Origin of the sequence: Streptomyces sp. NPDC059718 (assembly GCF_042733315.1) — a bacterium.
In the GTDB taxonomy this organism is placed as follows: domain Bacteria; phylum Actinomycetota; class Actinomycetes; order Streptomycetales; family Streptomycetaceae; genus Actinacidiphila.
In genome coordinates, this window is the sequence record NZ_JBHWGA010000046.1 from 16,585 (window position 1) to 35,479 (window position 18,895).

19 protein-coding genes are annotated in these 18,895 nt (G+C 75.3%); 11 read left to right on the forward strand and 8 right to left on the reverse strand.

Annotation, left to right across the window (positions count from 1 at the left end; all coding sequences use genetic code 11):
- Positions 1-64 precede the first annotated feature (64 nt).
- Positions 65-1,324, forward strand: a complete 1,260-nt coding sequence (fabF, locus tag ACFV3E_RS36325) for a beta-ketoacyl-ACP synthase II (protein ID WP_499511705.1) — start codon at positions 65-67, stop codon at positions 1,322-1,324.
- A gap of 67 nt (positions 1,325-1,391) precedes the next feature.
- Here the strand turns inward: fabF and ACFV3E_RS36330 are convergent, their stop codons facing one another.
- On the reverse strand, positions 1,392-2,348 hold the full coding sequence (locus tag ACFV3E_RS36330; RefSeq protein WP_500539163.1) for a beta-ketoacyl-ACP synthase 3: 957 nt from the start codon (positions 2,346-2,348) through the stop codon (positions 1,392-1,394).
- Positions 2,349-2,410: 62 nt separating this feature from the next.
- Here ACFV3E_RS36330 and ACFV3E_RS36335 point away from each other — a divergent pair, with 62 nt between their 5' ends.
- The 3 genes from ACFV3E_RS36335 to ACFV3E_RS36345 all read left to right on the forward strand — a co-directional run bounded on the left by ACFV3E_RS36335 (position 2,411) and on the right by ACFV3E_RS36345 (position 4,519).
- Positions 2,411-3,013: a TetR/AcrR family transcriptional regulator gene (locus tag ACFV3E_RS36335; protein ID WP_500539165.1), complete on the forward strand. Its 603-nt coding sequence runs from the start codon at positions 2,411-2,413 to the stop codon at positions 3,011-3,013.
- Positions 3,014-3,085: 72 nt separating this feature from the next.
- Positions 3,086-3,754, forward strand: a complete 669-nt coding sequence (locus ACFV3E_RS36340; RefSeq protein ID WP_500539167.1) for a hypothetical protein — start codon at positions 3,086-3,088, stop codon at positions 3,752-3,754.
- Between the two features lie 3 nt (positions 3,755-3,757).
- The gene (locus tag ACFV3E_RS36345) at positions 3,758-4,519 is read left to right on the forward strand and encodes a bestrophin-like domain (RefSeq protein ID WP_500539169.1); all 762 of its coding nucleotides are present in this window, start codon (positions 3,758-3,760) and stop codon (positions 4,517-4,519) included.
- On the opposite strand, the gene ACFV3E_RS36350 is transcribed toward ACFV3E_RS36345, so the two are convergent.
- A complete protein-coding gene (locus ACFV3E_RS36350) occupies positions 4,520-5,395 on the reverse strand; it encodes an NAD(P)-dependent oxidoreductase (RefSeq protein ID WP_500539171.1) in 876 nt (291 codons plus the stop codon).
- A 99-nt stretch (positions 5,396-5,494) separates the two neighbouring features.
- On the opposite strand from ACFV3E_RS36350, the gene ACFV3E_RS36355 reads away from it, so the two are divergent.
- The 3 genes from ACFV3E_RS36355 to ACFV3E_RS36365 all read left to right on the forward strand — a co-directional run bounded on the left by ACFV3E_RS36355 (position 5,495) and on the right by ACFV3E_RS36365 (position 9,028).
- Positions 5,495-6,079 carry a sigma-70 family RNA polymerase sigma factor gene (locus ACFV3E_RS36355; RefSeq protein ID WP_499511711.1) on the forward strand — a complete coding sequence of 195 codons (585 nt, stop codon included), beginning with the start codon at positions 5,495-5,497 and terminating at the stop codon, positions 6,077-6,079.
- On the forward strand, positions 6,076-6,858 hold the full coding sequence (locus ACFV3E_RS36360; protein ID WP_500539173.1) for an anti-sigma factor: 783 nt from the start codon (positions 6,076-6,078) through the stop codon (positions 6,856-6,858). The genes ACFV3E_RS36355 and ACFV3E_RS36360 overlap by 4 nt, the downstream gene beginning before the upstream one ends.
- An 811-nt stretch (positions 6,859-7,669) precedes the next feature.
- Entirely contained in the window at positions 7,670-9,028 is a 1,359-nt protein-coding gene (locus ACFV3E_RS36365) for a cryptochrome/photolyase family protein (protein WP_500539175.1), read from the forward strand.
- A gap of 368 nt (positions 9,029-9,396) precedes the next feature.
- Here the strand turns inward: ACFV3E_RS36365 and ACFV3E_RS36370 are convergent, their stop codons facing one another.
- Genes ACFV3E_RS36370 through ACFV3E_RS36390 form a run of 5 tightly spaced genes read right to left on the reverse strand, consistent with a single transcriptional unit; the run spans position 9,397 to position 14,803 of the window.
- Positions 9,397-10,218, reverse strand: a complete 822-nt coding sequence (locus ACFV3E_RS36370) for a DUF1295 domain-containing protein (RefSeq protein WP_500539177.1) — start codon at positions 10,216-10,218, stop codon at positions 9,397-9,399.
- Positions 10,219-10,222: 4 nt separating this feature from the next.
- A complete protein-coding gene (locus ACFV3E_RS36375) occupies positions 10,223-11,509 on the reverse strand; it encodes a class I SAM-dependent methyltransferase (RefSeq protein ID WP_500539179.1) in 1,287 nt (428 codons plus the stop codon).
- Positions 11,506-12,780, reverse strand: a complete 1,275-nt coding sequence (locus tag ACFV3E_RS36380; protein WP_500539182.1) for a class I SAM-dependent methyltransferase — start codon at positions 12,778-12,780, stop codon at positions 11,506-11,508. Before ACFV3E_RS36380 ends, ACFV3E_RS36375 begins: the two co-directional genes overlap by 4 nt.
- Positions 12,781-12,782: 2 nt before the next feature.
- Positions 12,783-13,538, reverse strand: coding sequence for a DUF1365 domain-containing protein (locus tag ACFV3E_RS36385; RefSeq protein ID WP_500539184.1), 756 nt, complete (start codon positions 13,536-13,538; stop codon positions 12,783-12,785).
- Positions 13,532-14,803, reverse strand: a complete 1,272-nt coding sequence (locus ACFV3E_RS36390; RefSeq protein WP_500539186.1) for an NAD(P)/FAD-dependent oxidoreductase — start codon at positions 14,801-14,803, stop codon at positions 13,532-13,534. The genes ACFV3E_RS36385 and ACFV3E_RS36390 overlap by 7 nt, the downstream gene beginning before the upstream one ends.
- 180 nt (positions 14,804-14,983) lie before the next feature.
- Here ACFV3E_RS36390 and ACFV3E_RS36395 point away from each other — a divergent pair, with 180 nt between their 5' ends.
- The 3 genes from ACFV3E_RS36395 to ACFV3E_RS36405 are packed head-to-tail and all read left to right on the forward strand — an operon-like array spanning position 14,984 to position 17,381.
- The gene (locus tag ACFV3E_RS36395; protein WP_500539188.1) at positions 14,984-15,694 is read left to right on the forward strand and encodes a dienelactone hydrolase family protein; all 711 of its coding nucleotides are present in this window, start codon (positions 14,984-14,986) and stop codon (positions 15,692-15,694) included.
- Complete coding sequence (locus ACFV3E_RS36400; RefSeq protein ID WP_500539190.1) at positions 15,691-15,900, forward strand: hypothetical protein; 210 nt, start codon at positions 15,691-15,693, stop codon at positions 15,898-15,900. The genes ACFV3E_RS36395 and ACFV3E_RS36400 overlap by 4 nt, the downstream gene beginning before the upstream one ends.
- Positions 15,897-17,381, forward strand: coding sequence for an SDR family oxidoreductase (locus tag ACFV3E_RS36405; RefSeq protein WP_500539192.1), 1,485 nt, complete (start codon positions 15,897-15,899; stop codon positions 17,379-17,381). The genes ACFV3E_RS36400 and ACFV3E_RS36405 overlap by 4 nt, the downstream gene beginning before the upstream one ends.
- A gap of 34 nt (positions 17,382-17,415) precedes the next feature.
- Here ACFV3E_RS36405 and ACFV3E_RS36410 read toward each other — a convergent pair whose 3' ends face one another.
- Positions 17,416-17,862, reverse strand: coding sequence for a MarR family winged helix-turn-helix transcriptional regulator (locus tag ACFV3E_RS36410; RefSeq protein ID WP_500372756.1), 447 nt, complete (start codon positions 17,860-17,862; stop codon positions 17,416-17,418).
- Positions 17,863-18,000: 138 nt separating this feature from the next.
- Here ACFV3E_RS36410 and ACFV3E_RS36415 point away from each other — a divergent pair.
- The coding region (locus tag ACFV3E_RS36415) for an MMPL family transporter (protein ID WP_500539194.1) at positions 18,001-18,895 on the forward strand (895 nt) is incomplete at its 3' end.

Consider the following 18,895-nt stretch of genomic DNA (forward strand, 5'->3'; position numbering starts at 1 on the left):
GCCTGAGCCACCCCTGGACGACGTGTCTGTCGCCCGCCCTTCTAGACGTGGAGAGACAATCCCTGTGAGCCCGACCAATCACACCGTGGTCGTCACCGGTATCGGCGCAACCACTCCGCTGGGCGGGGACAGCGCGTCGACCTGGGAGGGACTGATCGCCGGACGTTCCGGCGTCACCCCCCTGAAGCAGGACTGGGCCGCCGAGCTGTCGGTGCGCATCGCCGCGCAGATCGCCGTGGAACCGCTGGAGATCCTGCCCCGCCCGGTCGCCCGCAAGCTGGACCGCTCGGCGCAGTTCGCGCTGATCGCCACTCGCGAGGCGTGGGCCGACGCGGGCTTCACCGCCAAGGCCGGTGAGGACAGCTCGGTCGACCCCGACCGCCTCGGCGCGGTCATCGCCTCCGGCATCGGCGGCGTCACCACGCTGCTCGACCAGTACGACAACCTCAAGGCTTCCGGCCCGCGCAAGGTGTCCCCGCACACCGTGCCGATGCTGATGCCCAACAGCCCCTCGGCCAACGTCGGCCTGGAGGTCAACGCCCGCGCCGGTGTCCACACCCCGGTCAGCGCCTGCGCCTCCGGTGCCGAGGCCGTCGGCTACGCGTACGAGATGATCCGCTCCGGCCGTGCCGACGTGGTCATCGCCGGCGGCACGGAAGCGGCCATCCACCCGCTGCCGATCGCGGCCTTCGCCAACATGATGGCGATGTCGAAGAACAACGACGACCCGCAGGGCGCCTCCCGCCCGTACGACAAGGGCCGCGACGGCTTCGTCCTCGGCGAGGGCGCGGGTGTCGTCGTCCTGGAGTCGGCCGAGCACGCCGCCAGGCGCGGGGCCCGGGTCTACGCCGAGGTGCTGGGCCAGGGCCTGTCGGCCGACGCCCACCACATCGCGCAGCCGGAGCCCACCGGCCGCGGCATCGCCGCCGCGCTGGAGCAGCTGATCGCCGCGACCGGCCTGGACCTGGCGCAGGTCGCGCACCTCAACGCGCACGCGACGTCCACCCCGCAGGGTGACGTCGCCGAGGTCAAGGCGCTCCGCAAGGTGCTCGGCGACCACCTCGACCACGTGGCCATCTCCGCCACCAAGTCGATGACCGGTCACCTCCTGGGCGGCGCGGGCGGCATCGAGACGGTCGCCACCGTCCTCGCCCTGCACCACCGGATCGCCCCGCCGACGATCAACATCGCGGAACTGGACGACGAGATCGACCCCGGTCTGGTCTCCACCGAGGCGCGGAAGCTGCCGGACGGCCCGATCGTGGCCATCAACAACTCCTTCGGCTTCGGCGGCCACAACGTCGTCCTGGCCCTCAAGGCCTGAGCCGTACCGCACCCCTGAGGGCCGGTCAGCCGCACGCGCGGCGGACCGGCCCTCGGTCGTCCCCGGGTCAGGGGCAGCCGACGACCTGCCCGGCCCAGGACAGCCCGCCGCCGAAGCCGAGCAGCAGCACGGGCGCGCCGGGGGCGAGTTCGCCGCGCTCGACGAGCTTGGAGAAGGCGAGCGGCACGGAGGCGGCGGAGGTGTTGCCGGAGTCGACGACGTCCCGGGCCACCACCGCCTGCGGGGCGCCCAGCTGGCGTACGACGCCCTCGATGATCCGCAGGTTGGCCTGGTGCGTCACGATGCCCCCGAGGTCGCCGACGGCGACACCGGCGCGCCGGCAGGCCTCCTCGGCGATCGGGGCGAGGGTCGTGGTGGCCCAGCGGAAGACCGCCTGGCCGTCCTGGGCGAAGCGGGGCTGCCAGGCGCCGGCCAGCCGTACGGCGTCGGCACGGGTGGGGTCCGAGCCCCACACGACGGGGCCGATGCCGGGGAGCGTCCCCGGCGCGCCATCGGCGGCGCTGACGACGGCCGCGCCCGCCCCGTCGCCCAGCAGGACGCAGGTGCTGCGGTCGCTCCAGTCGGTGAGGTCGGACATCTTCTCGGCGCCGACGACCAGGGCGTGCCGGGCGGCGCCGGCCCGCACGGAGTGGTCGGCGGCGGCGAGCGCGGTGGTGAAGCCCGCGCAGGCGTTGTTGAGGTCGTAGGAGGCGGGAGCCGTCATGCCGAGCCGGGCCGCGACCTGGGCGGCGGTGCTGGGGCAGCGGTCGACGGCGCTGGAGGTGGCCACGACGACCAGGTCGATGTCGGCGGCGTCCAGGCCCGCCGCGGCGAGCGCCTTGCCCGCCGCGGCGCTCGCCATGTCGGCGACCGTCTCGTCCTCGGCGGCGATGTGCCGGGTCGCGATGCCGGTGCGCTGCCGGATCCAGGCGTCGCTGGTGTCGACCATGGCGGCCAGGTCGTCGTTGGTGAGGACACGTTGCGGCTGGTGGTGACCGAGGGCGGCGATGCGGGATGCAGTCATGGCGGAACTATAGCGACCGATCGGTCGGACTCTAAATGGGGAATGGTGGCTACGATGGCCCCATGAGCCCACGCAAGTCCGCCGCCGAGGCACGCCACACCCGCGAGCGGATCATCGAACGCAGCGTCGCGGTCGCCTCCGTGGAGGGCCTGGAGGGCCTCACGATCGGCCGGCTCGCGACCGACCTCGGGATCAGCAAGTCCGGGCTGCTGGGCCACTTCGGTACCAAGGAGGCCCTGCAGATCGCCGCCCTGCGGCGAGCCTCGGAGATCTTCACCCGCGCCGTCTGGGTGCCCGCCGCGGGGTCCGCTCCCGGGCTCGCCCGGCTGACCGCGATCTGCGAGGCGTGGGTGACCTACCTGGACCGCGAACGCGAGGCCTTCCCCGGCGGCTGCCTGTTCACCGCCTCCGCCGTGGAGTTCGACGGCCGCGAGGGGCCGGTACGGGACGCGGTCGCCCGGCTCTACACCGTCTGGCGCCGCCGACTGACCCGCGACATCCGGGCCGCCGTGGAACTCGGCGAACTGCCGCCCGGCACCGACCCGGAGCAACTGGTCTTCGAGCTGAACGGGATCTACTTCTCCCTCAACCACGCCGTCCAGCTCTTCGGCGACCGGACCGCCCCCGACCGCGCCCGGCGTGCGCTGCGGCGCGTGCTGAGCTGACGAATCAGCCCTTCGGGGGGATTGGCCGGGTCCCCCGGATGGGCCCGCGCGGCGCCGCGCAGGATCTCGTCCATGAGCATCTGGCTGAGGGGGGCCGGCCTCACGGCGGCCGCGGCACTGACGGTGCTGGGGCCGGGGGCGGCCGGGGGGACGGCGTACGCGCATGATCCGCCGGGTCCACCGGGCCCGCCCGTGGTCCGGTTCCTGCCCGACGGCACCGTACGGGTGGAGACCGGCGGCGGCGCCGTCCGCGTGGAGACCCGCGACGGGGAGACGAGGGCCCGGGTCACCCACGGCGGGGACACCGTGGACGCGCGCACCGGCGGCGGCGGTTCGTCCGCGACCGTCCGGCGGCGGCACTGCCCCGCGTACGAGTCGACGGTGAACGCCCGCACGGACAGCGGCGGTTCTCGGGGCTCGGTGTCCTGGCGACACCCCTGCGGGCCGGCACCGCGGCCCACCCCCGCCCGCCCCGTGCGCCGCGCACCGGCCCCCACGCCCACTCCCACACCGACGCCGACGCCCACTCCGACGCCCACTCCGACACCGACGCCCACGCCGACCCCCACCCCCACCCCGACGCACCGCGCGGAACTCCCGCCGGTCGCCTACCGCAAGGCGAGCCCGCCGCCCGCCCCCGACGGCCCGAGCATCGTCCATCTCATGCTGCTGGTCACCGCGCCCGCGGTCCTGTCCGCCGCCGCGCTCAAGCCCCGCTCCCAAGCCCGCTCACGGAGGTGATCGATGTCGGACTGGCTCGTCCTGGCCATCGCGATGGCCGCGGCCTGCGCGGTCGTCCTGACCATCGTGGCCATCAACCACCGTCGCATCGGAGACGACGACGACCCCTCGGAGACCCCCGACGTCATCGAGTACATGACGATGATGATCGGCGTGGTGTACGCCATCGTCCTCGGCCTCGCCATCGCCGGCGTGTGGGAGGCGCGCGGCGGCGCCGAGGACACGCTGCACCGCGAGACCCAGGCCCTGCACGAGGTGCACCAGCGGGTGCAGGTCTACCCCGCCGCCGTCCGCGACCAGGTGCGCGCCGACGTGGACGCGTACGTCTCCTACGTCGCGCACACCGAGCTGCCCTACATGCTCGAGCACGGCGAGAACACCCAGCGCGGCTCGGAGCTCCTCGGCAAGGTGCGCCGCGACGTGACCGACTTCGAGCCGCGCACCCCGCTGGCCAACCAGGCGTACCAGCCGGTCGTCGACCAGGTCGCGGCCGCCGACGACGCGCGCACCGCCCGCGGCGAGAACGCCGGGCCGACCATGCCGGGGGTGGTGTGGTTCGGCCTGGTCACCGGCGCCCTCGTCGCGGTGGGCCTGATCTTCAGCCTGCAGATCAGGCGCTCCCGGCGCGAACTGCTCCTCGCCGGGCTCTACAGCGCCCTGATCGCCTTCCTGCTCTTCCTCATCTGGGACCTGGACGCCCCCTTCGGCCGGGACGCCGCCGAGGCGGCGGCGTACTTCACCAGCCTCTTCCCGCACATCGGGTGATCACTTCTCGAAGCTCGCGAAGTACGAGGCCGCCATGTCCTCCCCGCCGTGCCCGAGCTCGGCCGCGCGGCGGAAGCGCTCGGCGCCGGCCGCGGCCACGTCGAGCCGGACCCCCACGGACTCCCCAGCCTCCACGATCAGGCGGGCGTCCTTCTCCGCGGTCCGCACGGCGAAGCTGGGGCTGAAGTCCCCGGCCAGGATCGACGCCCCCTTCGCCTGCAGGTAGCCCATGTCGAGGGGGCCGCCGGAGACGGCCTTGAGGAAGTCCGCGGCGTCCACGCCGAGGCCCTTCGCCAGTGCGAGGGCCTCGGCCGTGCCGTGGGTGACGGTCAGCACCCAGCTGTTGATCACCAGCTTCAGCCGGCTGGCCGCGCCCTCGGCCGCGTCCTCCCCCACCCACACGGTGCGGCTGCCGATCGCGTCGAAGACCGGCGCCACCGTCTGCCGGGCCTCCTGCGGCCCGGCGGCCAGCACCAGGAGCTGCCCGTTCTCCGCGGGCTGCCTGGTGCCCAGCACGGGCGAGTCGAGGAAGACGACGCCGTGCTCGCGCGCGAACCGCGCGAACGCCCCGAGGGCGCCCACGCCCGCGGTGGTGGACTGCGCCCACACCGCGCCCTTCCGCAGCGCCGGCGCCGCCTGCCGCATGGTCTCGAGGGCGGAGTCCGCGTCGTGCAGGATGGTCAGCACCACGTCGGCGCCGTCCACCGCCTCCGCGGGGGTGTCGGCGACGCGTGCGCCGTCCTTGCTGAGCGGCTGCGCCTTCTCCTTCGTACGGTTCCACACACGGACGTCGAGGCCGGCCTTGACAAGGTTGCGGGCCATCGCGGCACCCATGATCCCGGTGCCCAGGACTGCTGCTGAGGTGGTGTCGGACATGACTGCCACGGTACGACGGACCAATCCGAATCGCTCGCGGCGCCGAATGCCGGACGCGAGACTTGTCCTCGACACACGGAATCGAACGCTGGAGGTGTGGTGAGGGAACCGCTGCGGTTCGGCAGGCCCGCACGGCAGGGGCCGGACCTCTCGGAGCTGCTGCTTGCCGTCGCGCGCGGCGACCAGGAGGCCTTCGCCCGGCTGTACGACGCCGTGAGCGGACCGGTGCTCGGACTGGTGCGCGGAGTGCTCAGGGACCCCGCCCAGTCGGAGGAGGTGACGCAGGAGGTGCTGGTGGAGGTGTGGCGCACCGCCGCCCGCTTCCGGCCGGAGAAGGGCAGCGCGATGACCTGGGTGATGACCCTGGCCCACCGCAGGGCCGTGGACCGGGTACGGTCCGCCAGCGCGGCGGCGGACCGCGAGCACAGGGCGGCGCTGCTGGAGCGCACCCCCGCGTACGACGAGGTGACGGAGCAGGTGGAGGCCCGGCTGGAGGCCGAACAGGTGCGGCGCTGCATGCGCACCCTCACCGAGGTGCAGCACCAGTCGGTGACCCTCGCCTACTACCGGGGGCTGACGTACCGGGAGGTGGCCGAGCTGCTGTCGCTGCCGCTGGGCACCGTCAAGACACGGCTGCGGGACGGCCTGATCCGGCTGCGCGACTGCCTGGGGGTGACCGCGTGAGCACCGAGGCCGAGCTGCACACCCTCACCGGCGCCTACGCCGTCGACGCGCTGACGCGGCACGAGCGCGCGGAGTTCGAACGCCACCTCGCGGAGTGCGAGGCCTGCGCGCTGGAGGTGCGCGAGCTGGCCGCGACCGCCGCCCGCCTCGGGCTCGCCGCGGCCGAGCCCGTCCCGCCCCGCATGAAGGACGACGTCATGCGGCTCATCGTCAACGTACGGCAGGAGCCGCCGTCGGTGCCCGAGCCGCCGCGCGCCGCGGCCCGCGCGATGCGCCGCCGCGCCTCGCAGCCCGCACGGCGCCGCGTCCGCTTCGCGCTGGCGGCCTGCATCGCCGCGGCAGCGGCCCTGGGCGGGGTCGCGGTCTGGCAGCAGCAACAGCTCGGCGACCTGCGCCAGGAGAACCAGCGGACCCAGGTCCAGGCGGAGCAGATCTCCCAGGTCCTGGCCGCGCCCGACGCCGTCACCACCTCCGCGAAGCTCGCGGGCGGCGCCAGCGGCACGGTCGTCGTCTCCCGCAGCCAGGACCGCGCGGTCTTCTTCGCCCACGGCATGCCCGCGCTGAGCGGCAACCGGGTCTACCAGCTCTGGTACGCCGACGGCGGCACGATGCGCTCCGCGGGCCTCATGCCGAAGCCGTCCGGCGGCGACACGACCCAGGCCGTCCTCCTCCAGGGCACCGTCGACGGCGCCTCCGGCATGGGCATCACCGTCGAACCCGCCGGCGGCTCCCCGCAGCCGACCTCCGACCCCCTGGCCCTGATGAACTTCCCGGCCTGACGCCGCCCGGCCGCCCGGTCGGCCGGTCGGCCGGGCCGAAGGTCCTGGGCGGCCGCTGCAGCAGGGGACACCACGCCGGGCTTCCGTCGTGCCCCCGGGGATCCCCGCCCCGGGGGCGCGGCGGTTCGCGAACGCCCTGCCCCCACCGGCCATCCAGCCGAAGGCACGGCTTCGCCCGCGGCACGGCGCCCCCGGCCGGACCCCGGGCAACGCCCGCCCCGAGGACACCCCCACGCGAGCACCCGCCCAACCACCCCGTGACGGCTCCGCCTACCGAAGCCCGGGGAACCCCCGCCCCCGAGGGCAGCCGGCCGAGGACCGGGCGAGCCCCGCCACGGGCGACACAGCCGTGCCGGCCGCCGGAGCCCCGGGCCACGCACCCGCCGAGAGCCGCTTCACGCTCTGCTTCGCCCTGGCCGCAGGCGCGTTCGTCCTCGTCGCGGCGTTCGCCCGCTTCGGCATGACCACGCCCGGCGGCGGCATCGTCCCGCGCCACGACGCGCAGGAGGCGAGCACTTCCGGACCGGTCCGGCCCCTCGCCCCCATGGCCACTCCACCTGAGGGCACCCAGGTTCCCCCGGACCAGAAAGGTGAACGACATGGCCACGATCCGAGCACCCCGGGACACCCCGCAGCGGCCGGCCGGCCCAACGCACGGTCACGCGGCCGCCGTGGGGGCGCTCCGGGAGGGCGTGGCTCCCCGGGCAACGCCCGGCGCTCGCGGGGCACAGCGGGGCGCCTCACGCCGCGGTGGGAGGCGGCGCCATAGGCTCGCCGGGCGCGAATGCCGGCCAGGAGGAGTGCCCCGGACGTGACGACGACGTCGATCTGCCTGTTCACCGCCGATCTGCGGCTCCACGACAACCCGGTCCTGCGGGCCGCCCTCGACTCCGCGGAGCAGGTCGTCCCCCTGTTCGTGCTCGACGAGGCCATCGAGGCCGCGGGCTTCGCCGCCCCGAACCGCGCCGCGTTCCTCGCGGGCTGCCTCGCCGACCTGGACGAGCGGCTGCGCAAGCGCGGCGGGCGGCTGGTGCTGCGCCAAGGGGACGTGGCGCGCGAGACGTGCCGGGTCGCGGAGGAGACCGGCGCCGGGCAGGTGCACGTCGCCGCGGGGGTGAGCCGGTACGCCGCGCGGCGCGAGGAGCGGCTGCGGGAGGCCCTGGCAGCGGCGGGCCGCGAACTCCGGGTGCACGACGCCGTGCTGACCGCGGTGCCGCCCGGCGCGGTGACCCCGGCCGGCAAGGACAGCTTCGGGGTGTTCACGCCGTACTTCCGGCGCTGGGAGACCGCGGATCTGCGCGACCCGCTGGGTGCGCCCCGCGTGGTCCGCGTCCCGGACGGCGTGGCGTCCCGGCCGCTCCCGGAGGCGCCCAGGGGCACGTCGCCCGGGCTGCCCGCGGGCGGGGAGACCGAGGCCCGCGAGCGCTGGCGGGCCTGGCGGGCTTCGGGGCTCGCCGCCTACGAGGACCGCCACGACGACCTCGCGGGCGACGCCACCTCGCGTCTGTCGCCGTACCTGCACTTCGGCTGCCTGTCGGCCACCGAGCTGGTCCGGGGCGCCCGCGAGGCCGGCGGACCGGGCGCGGACGCGTTCGTGCGACAGGTCGCATGGCGGGAGTTCCACCACCAGGTGCTCGCCGCCCGCCCCGACGCCGCCTCCCGGGACCTGCGGCCGCGCGGTGACCGCTGGCGCGGTGACGGACCCGAGGCGGACGCGTGGCGCGAGGGCCGTACCGGCTACCCGCTGATCGACGCGGCGATGCGGCAGCTGCGGCACGAGGGCTGGATGCACAACCGGGCGCGGCTGCTGGCCGCGAGCTTCCTGACCAAGACGCTGTACGTGGACTGGCGGATCGGCGCCGCGCACTTCCTGGAGCTGCTGGTGGACGGCGACATCGCCAACAACCAGCTGAACTGGCAGTGGGTGGCCGGCACCGGCACCGACACCCGCCCGAACCGGGTGCTCAACCCCCTGGTGCAGGCCCGCCGGTTCGACCCGGACGGCGCCTACGTGCGCCGCTGGGTGCCGGAGCTGGCGGAGGTGCGGGGCGGCGCCGTGCACCGCCCCTGGCGGCTCCCCGAGGACGAGCGGGCCGCCCTGGACTACCCCGCCCCCCTCGTCGACCTCGACGAGGCCCTCGCCCGCTTCCGCGGCGCCCGCGGCAAGTAGCCGCCCCGCGGGCCGAGAGCCGCGGCGGCGACCCGGGGCGTCGGCACCCGGGCAGTCCCGCCTGCCGGGGGCCGCCCCCACCGACCGCCTCGACGCGGCGCCCAACCCGCCCACACGAAACCGCGCGCCGGCACCGCATCACGTGCCCCGCGGGTCGAAGGCCGCGGCGGCGGCGAAGGCGATCGACCGGCCCCGGTGTCCTGCGCGCGACCCGCCGCAGCGGTCCCGGCCCGCCCGCGACGCCCGCCCGCGGCGCCCACCCGGGGCGCCCACCCGGGGCGGGGCGTCGGCACCCGTGCCGCCCACCCCGGGGCGCACGCGCCCACCAGCACGCGGCGGGCCGCAGACAACCCCACCCGCCCGCCCCCTCACCCCGGCGGAACGCCGGCGCGCCGGCGCGGGGGCCGGGGGAAGAAGCCGCTGGTGCGCGACGCGTAGGCGGCCCAGCCGGGGCGGTCCGCCATGTGCCGTTCCAGGAGGGCCTTCCCGCTGCCCCGGGTCAGCAGGTACGACATCAGCAGCGGGGACACGACCGACACCGCGGCGGCCTGCCAGGCGTCGCAGGTCAGCGCGAACAGCCCCCACCAGACGCAGAAGTCGCCGAAGTAGTTGGGGTGCCGGGTCCAGCTCCACAGGCCGCGGTCCATGATGCGGCCCCGGTGCGCCGGGTCGGCCTTGAACCGCGCCAGCTGGTGGTCGCCGACGGCCTCGAAGAGCAGGCCGGTGAGCCAGAGCAGCGCGCCGACCGCGGCCGCCGGGCCGAGCGGCCCGGGGATGTACGAGGCGGCCTGGACGGGCAGCGAGACGACCAGGACGAGCGCGCCCTGCAGCAGGTACACCGCACGGAGGGCGTAGGCGGCCCGGCTGCCGGGGGCCTTGGCCAGGAAGGCCTCGTAGCGGGGGTCCTCGCCGTGGCCGCGGCCGCGGTGGGCGATGTGGACGGCGAGCCGCAGGCCCCACACGGCGGTCAGCGCGAGCACCAGCGCGCGGCGGGCCGGGTCGCCGTGCCCGGCGGACATGCCGTAGGCGGACCCGGCGACCGCGGTGAAGGCCACGCCCCAGGCGACGTCGACGTAGCGGTGCCTGCCGCGGGACAGGGCGAACGCGAAGGTGGCGAGCATGACGGCGAGCGCGGCCCCGGCCGCCACCGCCACGCCCACCCCGAACGCGCCCCAGGGGAAGCCGTTCACCGCCTCACCACCCCGCGTACCAGGCGGCGGGCGTGCCGGCCGTGCCGCCGGCGCCGTCGGCCGCGGGCCGGACGGCGAGGATCTGGTCGACGCCCATGCGGCGTTCGGCGAAGGCCAGCGCCCCGCCCGCCAGGTACAGCCGCCACACGCGGGCGGTCTCCTCGCCTGCCAGGAGGACGACGTCGGACCAGCGCCGCTCCAGGGTGGCCAGCCAGGCCCGCACCGTGTGGACGTAGTGCTCGCGCAGGGACTCCACCGCCCGCACTTCCAGGCCCGCGTCCTCCAGCAGCGCCACGGTCCGGCCGAGCGGGCGCATGTGCATGTCGGGGGCGATGTACGTCTCGATGAAGGCGCCGCCACCGGGGGCGACGCGGCCGCGGGACATCTGCTGCACCAGCGCCCTGCCCCGGGGGCGCAGCATGCGGTGGATCGCGCCGGCGAACCGCGGGTAGTGCTCGTCGCCGACGTGCTCGCCCATCTCGATCGCGGTGACCGCCTCGTAGCCGCCGCTGCCCTCCAGGTCGCGGTAGTCGCGCAGTTCGACGGTGACGTACTGCTCCAGGCCGAGTTCGCGGATCCGGTCCCGTACGAAGTCCCGCTGGGCGCGGGAGAGGGTGACCGCGTGGACCTGCGCGCGGTGGGTCCGCGCGGCGTACAGGGCGAGCGCGCCCCAGCCGCAGCCGATGTCGAGCAGCCGCGTGCCGGGGCGCAGGTCCAGCTTGCGGCAGATGAGTTCGAGCTTGTCGCGCTGGGCGTCGGCGAGGCCGTACGACGGGTCGTCGTGGCGGGTCCAGTAGCCGCAGGAGTAGGCCATGGAAGGGTCGAGGAGGAGTTCGTAGAAGTCGTTGGACAGGTCGTAGTGGTGGCTGATGGCGGCCCGGTCGCGGCCCCTGGTGTGCGGGGTGCCGTTCAGCCGGGCGCGTCCGCGCGGGGCGGGCGGGCGGGGGCCGACCGCGCCGAGCCGTACGGCTGCGCCGGCGGCGCGGAGCCGGTCGGCCGCGCTGAGCCGGGGAGGGCGCAGCCCGCCGTCGCGTGCCGCGTGCCACACGGCGCGCAGGCCTTCGGTGAGGTCGCCGCGCACGTCGATGTCCCCGGTGATGTACGCCTCGGCGAGGCCGATTTCGCCGGGCTGCCACAGGAGTCTTCGCAGCGCGCGCCGGGAGCGCAGGACGACCACGGGGGCGTCGCGCGGCCCGGCGGTGCTGCCGTCCCAGGCCCGCAGCCGCACGGGCAGCGGGCCGCCGGTGAACTGCTCCAGCAGCGGGGCGAGGGTGTCCGCGGCGCCCTTCACCTGGCGGTCTCCCCCCGGGTCAGGCGCAGTTGGCACACGTCGAGGTAGCCGGAGCGGAAGCCGGCTTCGGAGTAGGCGAGGTAGAGGGTCCACATGCGGCGGAAGGTCTCGTCGAAGCCGAGGGCCGCGACGTCGGCGGCGCGTTCGGTGAAGCGCTCGCGCCACAGCCGCAGTGTCTCGGCGTAGTGCGGCCCGAAGCCGTCGCAGGAGGTGACGCGCAGCGCGGTGTGCTCGTCGAGGGTCCGCTCGATCGCCTCCAGGGAGGGGATGAGCCCGCCGGGGAAGACGTACTTCTGCATCCAGGTGTGGGTGTCGCGGGTGGCGAGCATGCGCTCGTCGGGCATGGTGATCGCCTGGAGCGCGACCGTGCCACCGGGGGCGAGCAGCCGGTCCAGGGCGGTGAAGTACACCGGCCAGTACTCGGCGCCGACCGCCTCGATCATCTCGACGCTGACGATGGCGTCGTAGCTCCCGGTCACCTGCCGGTAGTCGCGCAGCCGGACGGTGGCCCGGTCCTGCTGCCCCGCGGCGGCGATCCGGGCCGTGGCGAGCCGGCGCTGTTCCTCGGAGAGGGTCACGGAGACGACCTCGGCGCCGCGGCGGGCGGCGCGGACGGCCAGTTCCCCCCAGCCGGTGCCGATCTCCAGCAGCCGGGTGCCCTCGCCGACGCCCGCCAGGTCGAGCAGCCGGTCGATCTTGCGGTGCTGTGCGGCGGCCAACTGGGCGCGCCGGGCGGGGAAGCCGCGGAAGACGGCCGAGGAGTAGGTGAGGGTCTCGTCGAGGAAGAGGGCGAAGAGCTCGTTGGACAGGTCGTAGTGGGCGTGGATGTTGCCGCGGGCGCCGTCGAGGGTGTTGCGCCGCTCGGTGGGCTGCCGGTGCGCCCACAGGGCGCGCAACCGCTGCAGCGGCCGGGGGACGAGCTCGGTGACGTGCGAGGCGAGCACGGTGAGGACGGCCGGCAGGTCCGGCGCGTCCCATTCGCCGGCCATGTAGGACTCGCCGAAGCCGATGAGTCCTCCGGTGCCGACGCGGCGGTGGAAGGCCTCGGGGTCGGCGATCAGCACGGTGGGACCGCCCGTGCCGAGGACCGGGCCGCCGTCGCCGAGCCGGCAGCGCAGCGGGAGCCCGCTCAGGGCGCGTCGCAGCACGGCACCGGCGACGGCGGCGCGCAGCCGTGAGCACCGTGGCGGCGCGGCGACGTCCGGCCAGCGGCGGGGGTCCACGCCGGCGGCGGGTGCGGAAGCGGAGAGGGGGACGGACGTGGTGGACATGGTCACTCGAAACCCTCCTGGGGCGCGTGGACGGGACGGGGCTGCACGGGCAGTCCGCGCAGCAGTAGCCGGATGCCGTGCCGGCGGATGCCGGCCGACACCGCGGCCGTGGACCAGGGGTGGCGGGCGGCGGCGCGCAGCAGGCCCGGCGCGGTGGCCGGACGCCGCTCGCCGCGCACGGTGGCGGTGAACGGGGAGCCGCCGCCGGGCCGTTCCAGGTGGACGGTGAGGTGGAGCCGGTGGTGCGGCTCGGGCAGCCGCATGCGGTAGCCGCCGTCGACGGGGAGGAACGGGGAGACGTAGAAGTCCTTGGCGACGCGGGCGGTGTCGCGGCCGTCGGTGCGCAGCAGGTAGGCGTGCCGTTCCCCGTAGGTGTTGTGGACCTCGGCGACCACGCACACGAGGGTGCCGTCCGGGTCGTGGCACCAGTACAGGGTCAGCGGGTTGAACACGTGGCCGAGGACCCGGGCGTGGCTGAGCATCCGGACCGGGCCCCCGTGCAGGTCGACGCCCCGCGCGGCGAGCCAGGCGTCGAGGGCGGCCCGTACGGTCGGGTGCCGGCCGCCGAAGTGGTCGCGGGGGTCGAAGCGGGCGAGCGGGCGCAGCGCGGCGGGGAGCCGGGGCGGCCGGGCGGGGTCGGTCAGCCACATGTAGGTGCGGTGGGTGAAGGCGTGCCGCAGCGGATCGGTGCGCACGTGGGTGATCGTGCACTCGTACAGGGCGGGCACCTGCGGCGGCAGGTCCGCGGGGGTCACCATCGCGCCCCCAGGTGGCGGGCGGCCTCGGCGCCGGAGCGGCAGCCGTCCTCGTGGAAGCCCCAGCCGTGGTACGCCCCGGCGAAGGCGGTGACGGGGGTCGCGAGGGCCGGCAGCCGCCGTCGCGCGGCCAGCGACGCGGCGGTGTAGACGGGGTGTTCGTACACCATGCGGGCGAGCACCCGGGCGGGGTCGACGCGTTCCTCGTCGCCGAGGGTGACGACGTAGCGCTCGGGGGTGTCCAGCCGCTGGAGGCGGTTCATGTCGTAGCTGACGCGGACCCCGCCGGGGTCGGGGGCGCAGGTGGGCATGAGGTAGTTCCAGGAGGCGCGGGCGCCGCGGCTGCGGGGCAGCAGCGTGGTGTCGGTGTGCAGCAGCGTCGGGTTGCTGGAGTACGGGATGGCGCCGAGCACCCGGCGCTCCTCCGCGGTGGGGTCGGCGAGCAGCCGTAGTGCCTGGTCGGGGTGGGTGGCGACGACCACCGCGTCGTACGTCTCGGTCTCCCCGTCGTCGGTGACGACGTCGGCGCCGTCGGCGTGCCGGCGCAGGGCGCGGACGGGGGTGGCGGTGCGGATCGCGGTGAGCCGTTTGACGATGCGCTCGACGTAGACGCGTGATCCGCCGGTGACGGTCCGCCAGGTGGGTGAGCCGCCCACCGAGAGCATCCCGTGGTGGTCGAGGAACCGGAAGAGGTAGACCGCCGGGTAGTGTGCCGCGGTCCGCGGCGAACAGGACCAGACGCAGGCCACCAGCGGGGTCGTGAAGTGGGCCGTGAAGTACGCCGAGAACTCCCCCGCGCCGAGGAACTCCCCCAGCGTGGTGGTGTCGTCGGAACCGCCCTCCGCGAGCAGCCGCCGGGCCAGGCGGTGGAATCGGGGCACTTCGGCCAGCATACGCAGATAGGCCGGGCGCAGCGCGTTGCGCGGTTGCGCGAAGATCCCCGAGGGGCCACGCGCGCCCGCGTACTCCAGGCCGCAGCCCTCGCAGCGCACGGACATGCTCATCTCGGACTCCTGCGTGGGGACGCCGAGTTCGGCGAAGATCCGCAGCAGGGTGGGGTAGGTGCGCTCGTTGTGGACGATGAAGCCGGTGTCGACGGCGGTCACCCGGCCGTCGCAGGAGGGTACGTCGTGTGTGTGGGCGTGCCCGCCGAGCCGGTCGTCGGCCTCGAACAGCGACACGTCGCAGTGCCGTTGCAGCAGGTAGGCGGCGGTGAGCCCGGCGACGCCGCTGCCCACGACGGCCACCCTTCGCCTTGCTTCGGTCACGTCCCGTCCCTTCGTCGCGGTCCTCTCCCTGCTGGTGGTTCGGAGCCCGCGGCGGAAGGGATTGGTCGGTGCGGCAATCCGCCGGGCGGGCGGCCGCGAATCCATGGGTGGACGCACGTGACGGGCGTCGTCACGGAGGGCGGCCGATAATGACGGAGAGCGCACGAGAGGGGCGATCCGATGACGTACGGTGACGAAGCGGGCGGCGGTACGCCGCGTCCGGCGCTGGTCCCGTACGTGCTGCCCCAGCGGCCGCGTGCCGCCGTCCTGGTGCTGCACGGCGGCCGTGCGGAGGGCCTGGAACCGCCCCCGCCGTGGAATCTGCCGGGGGCCCGGATGCGTCCCTTCGTCCGCGCGATCGGCCGGGCCACCGCCGGGCACGCGGTGGCGCTGGCCGGGGTCCGCTACCGGCACCGCGGCTGGAACGGCGAGCGGGAGGACGCGGCGCGGGACGCCCTGCGGGCGCTGGAGGCACTGCGGCAACGCGCCGGGGAGGTGCCCGTGGTGCTGGTGGGGCACTCGATGGGCGGCCGGGCGGCGCTGCGCGTGGCCGGGCATCCGCTGGTGGGCGCGGTCGTGGGGCTGGCACCGTGGTGTCCCGAGGACGAGCCGGTGGGGCATCTGGCGGGGCGCCGTCTGGTGCTGCTGCACGGCGACCGGGACCGGATCACCGATCCGGCCGGCTCGCTGACCCTGGCGGACCGGGCGCGGGCGGCGGGCGCCCAGACCTGCCACCTGGTGGTGCCGGGCGGCGACCACGCGATGCTGCGCGGTGCCGGGACCTGGCACGCCCTGACGGCACGCCTGGTCGCCGGGCTGCTGCGGCTGCGTCCGCTGCCGCCGGAGGTGGCGGGCGCGCTGACCGCCCCGGGAACGGAGGGAGCGCGATGAGCCTGCGCCTGCGAACGGACGCCCGGCCGGTCCCGGGGCCGCCGGGCACCGCGCCGGCCCCGCGCCACGCCGGGGCGCCGCTTCTGCCCCTCCTGCCGCTCCTGATCACGGCCGCGCTGACGGCACTGGCGGCGCTGCTGCGCACCCTGCTGCCGCCCGAGCCGGCGGCCGGCCCCTTCGCCCGCGACGCCGGGAGCCCGCGATGAGCCTCACCTGCCTGGTGACGGGCGCGACCGGCTACATCGGCGGCCGGCTCGTCCCCGAACTGCTGGAGGCCGGGCACCGGGTGCGCTGCCTGGCCCGTACGCCCGGCAAGCTGCGCGACCACCCGTGGTCGGGCGAGGTGGAGGTCGTCCGGGGCGACGTCACCGACCCCGACTCGGTGCGGGCGGCCATGGAGGGCGTGGACGTCGCGTACTACCTCGTCCACGCCCTGGGCAGCGGACGGGACTTCGAGCGGACCGACCGGGAGGCCGCGGAGGTCTTCGGGTCCCGGGCGAAGGCCGCGGGCGTGCGGCGGATCGTGTACCTGGGCGGTCTGACCCCCGCCGGGGTGCCCGAACGGGAGCTGTCGCCGCACCTGCGCTCACGCGCCGAGGTGGGCCGGGTGCTGCTCGCCTCCGGAGTGCCGACGGCGGCGCTGCGGGCGGCGGTGATCATCGGCTCCGGCTCGGCCTCCTTCGAGATGCTGCGCTACCTCACCGAACGGCTGCCGGTGATGGTCACCCCGCGCTGGGTGGGCACCCGGATCCAGCCGATCGCCGTACGGGACGTGCTGCGCTACCTCGTGGGCTGCGCCACGCTGCCGCCCGAGGTGAGCCGCGCCTTCGACATCGGCGGCCCGGACGTGCTCACCTACCGCGCCATGATGCTGGAGTACGCCGAGGTGGCGGGGCTGCCGCACCGGCTGATCGTGCCGGTGCCGGTGCTGACGCCGCGGCTGTCGAGCCACTGGGTGGGGCTGGTGACCCCGGTGCCGGCGGGCATCGCGCGGCCCCTGACGGAGTCGCTGCGGCACGAGGTGGTCTGCCACGACCGCGACATCGCCACGTGGGTGCCGGACCCGCCCGAGGGCATGATCGGCGTCGAGGCGGCGCTGCGGCTGGCGCTGCAGCGCATCCGCGAGGCGAACGTGGTCACCCGCTGGTCCTCGGCCTCCGTGCCCGGTGCGCCGAGCGACCCGCTGCCGACGGATCCGGACTGGGCGGGCGGCTCCCTCTACACCGACCGCCGGACGCGGATCGTGGACGCCTCGCCCGAGGCGCTGTGGCGGGTCATCGAGGGCATCGGCGGCGACAACGGCTGGTACTCCTTCCCGCTGGCCTGGGCCGTACGTGGCTGGCTCGACCGCTTCGTGGGCGGGGTCGGGCTGCGCCGGGGCCGCCGGGACGCGACGCACCTGCGGGCGGGCGACTCGCTGGACTTCTGGCGGGTGGAGGAGATCGAGCCGGGCCGGCTGCTGCGGTTGCGCGCCGAGATGCGGCTGCCGGGCCTGGCCTGGCTGGAGCTGACGTCCGGACGGGACCGTAGCGGGCGCACCGTCTACGGGCAGCGCGCGCTGTTCCATCCGCGCGGGCTGGCGGGGCACGCGTACTGGTGGAGCGTCTCGCCGTTCCACTCCGTGGTCTTCGGCGGCATGGCGCGCAACATAGCCGCCGCGGCCCGGGCGGGCGCGGCAGGGCCGTAGCAAAGGGCCGCGCGGGGCGGTGACGGACGCGGACTCAGTCCGGGACGGGGGCCCGCAGGGCGGTCAGCTCGTCGTTCATCGCGGCCAGGAAGCGCATCACGACGACGAGTTCGTCCTCGGTGAAGCGGGCGCGCGCCGCGTCGGTGCCCCGGGCGAGCGGGCGGAAGAACTCCCGCGCCACCTCCATCCCCCGCGGGGCGTAGTGCAGATGGACCACGCGGCGGTCGGCGGCGTCGCGGGTGCGGCGGACGTGGCCGGCGCGTTCCAGCCGGTCCAGGCAGGCGGTGACGGCACCGGAGGTCAGATTGAGGCGTTCGCGCAGCAGACCGGGGGTCATGGCCCCGCCGTGGCCGTCGCCGTCCAGGATCGCGACCAGCGCCTGCACGTCGGTGTGGTGCAGCTTCTGGCTCTGCGCGAAGTCCTGCGCGATGCGGTTGAACTCGCTGTTCATCCTGCGCAGCTGCACGGCGAAGGCCTGCAGCCCGGTCGGGGACTCGTCCTGGAAGTTGTCGGGCACCCCTCCATCGTAAATAATCTCGATGATTAAGATACTCAACAGCTGAGATACATCCTTCCGCACGGGGGCAGTCCCCCGTTCCGCATCCCACGGGAGAGAGCGATGACATCCCTGCCGCGCGCCGTCCGATGGCTGCTGCCCGTGGTGATGCTGGTCGCCTGGCTGGGCGTCGGGGGCACCCTCGGCCCCTACGCGGGCAGGCTCGGCGAGGTCTCCACCAACGACCAGGCGGCCTTCCTGCCGCGCAGCGCCGAGTCGACGAAGGCCGTCACCGAACGGACGGCCTTCAGCCGGAACGGGACCGTACCGGCGATCGTCGTCTGGACCGCCGACCGCGGCCGCGTGACCGACGCCCAGCAGCAGTCCGCCACGGCGGCGCTGGCCTCGCTCGCCGGCACCGAGGGGGTCACCGGGCGCCCCTCCCCCGCGCTGCGCTCCGACGACGGCAGGGCCCTGCAGGGCGTCGTGCAGCTCCGCCCCGACCTCGGACGGGACGTCGGGGACGCCGTCGGCCGGATCCAGGACACCGCGGCCCGGGTCGCGGGGACCACCGCCCATGTCGCCGGGCCCGCGGCCTCACAGGCCGACCTGGGCGAGGCCTTCGCGGGCATCGACGGACTGCTGCTGTTCACCGCGCTCGGCGTCGTGCTGGCGATCCTGCTGCTGGTCTACCGCGCGCTGCTGCTGCCCCTGGTCATCATCGTCGGCTCGGTCTTCTCGCTCGGCCTGGCCTGCGGGGTGGTGTACCTGCTGGCCGACCACGGCGTCGTCCGGGTCGACGGCCAGGTCCAGGGCATCCTGTCGATCCTCGTCATCGGCGCGGCCACCGACTACGCCCTGCTGCTCGCCGCCCGCTTCCGGGAGGAACTCGCGGTCCGCGGCGACCGGTTCGCGGCGATGCGCGCCGCGCTGCGCCGCTCGGCCGGGGCGATCGTGGCGAGCGCGGCCACCGTGGCCCTCGGCCTGCTCGCCCTGCTGGCCAGCGACCTCACCAACA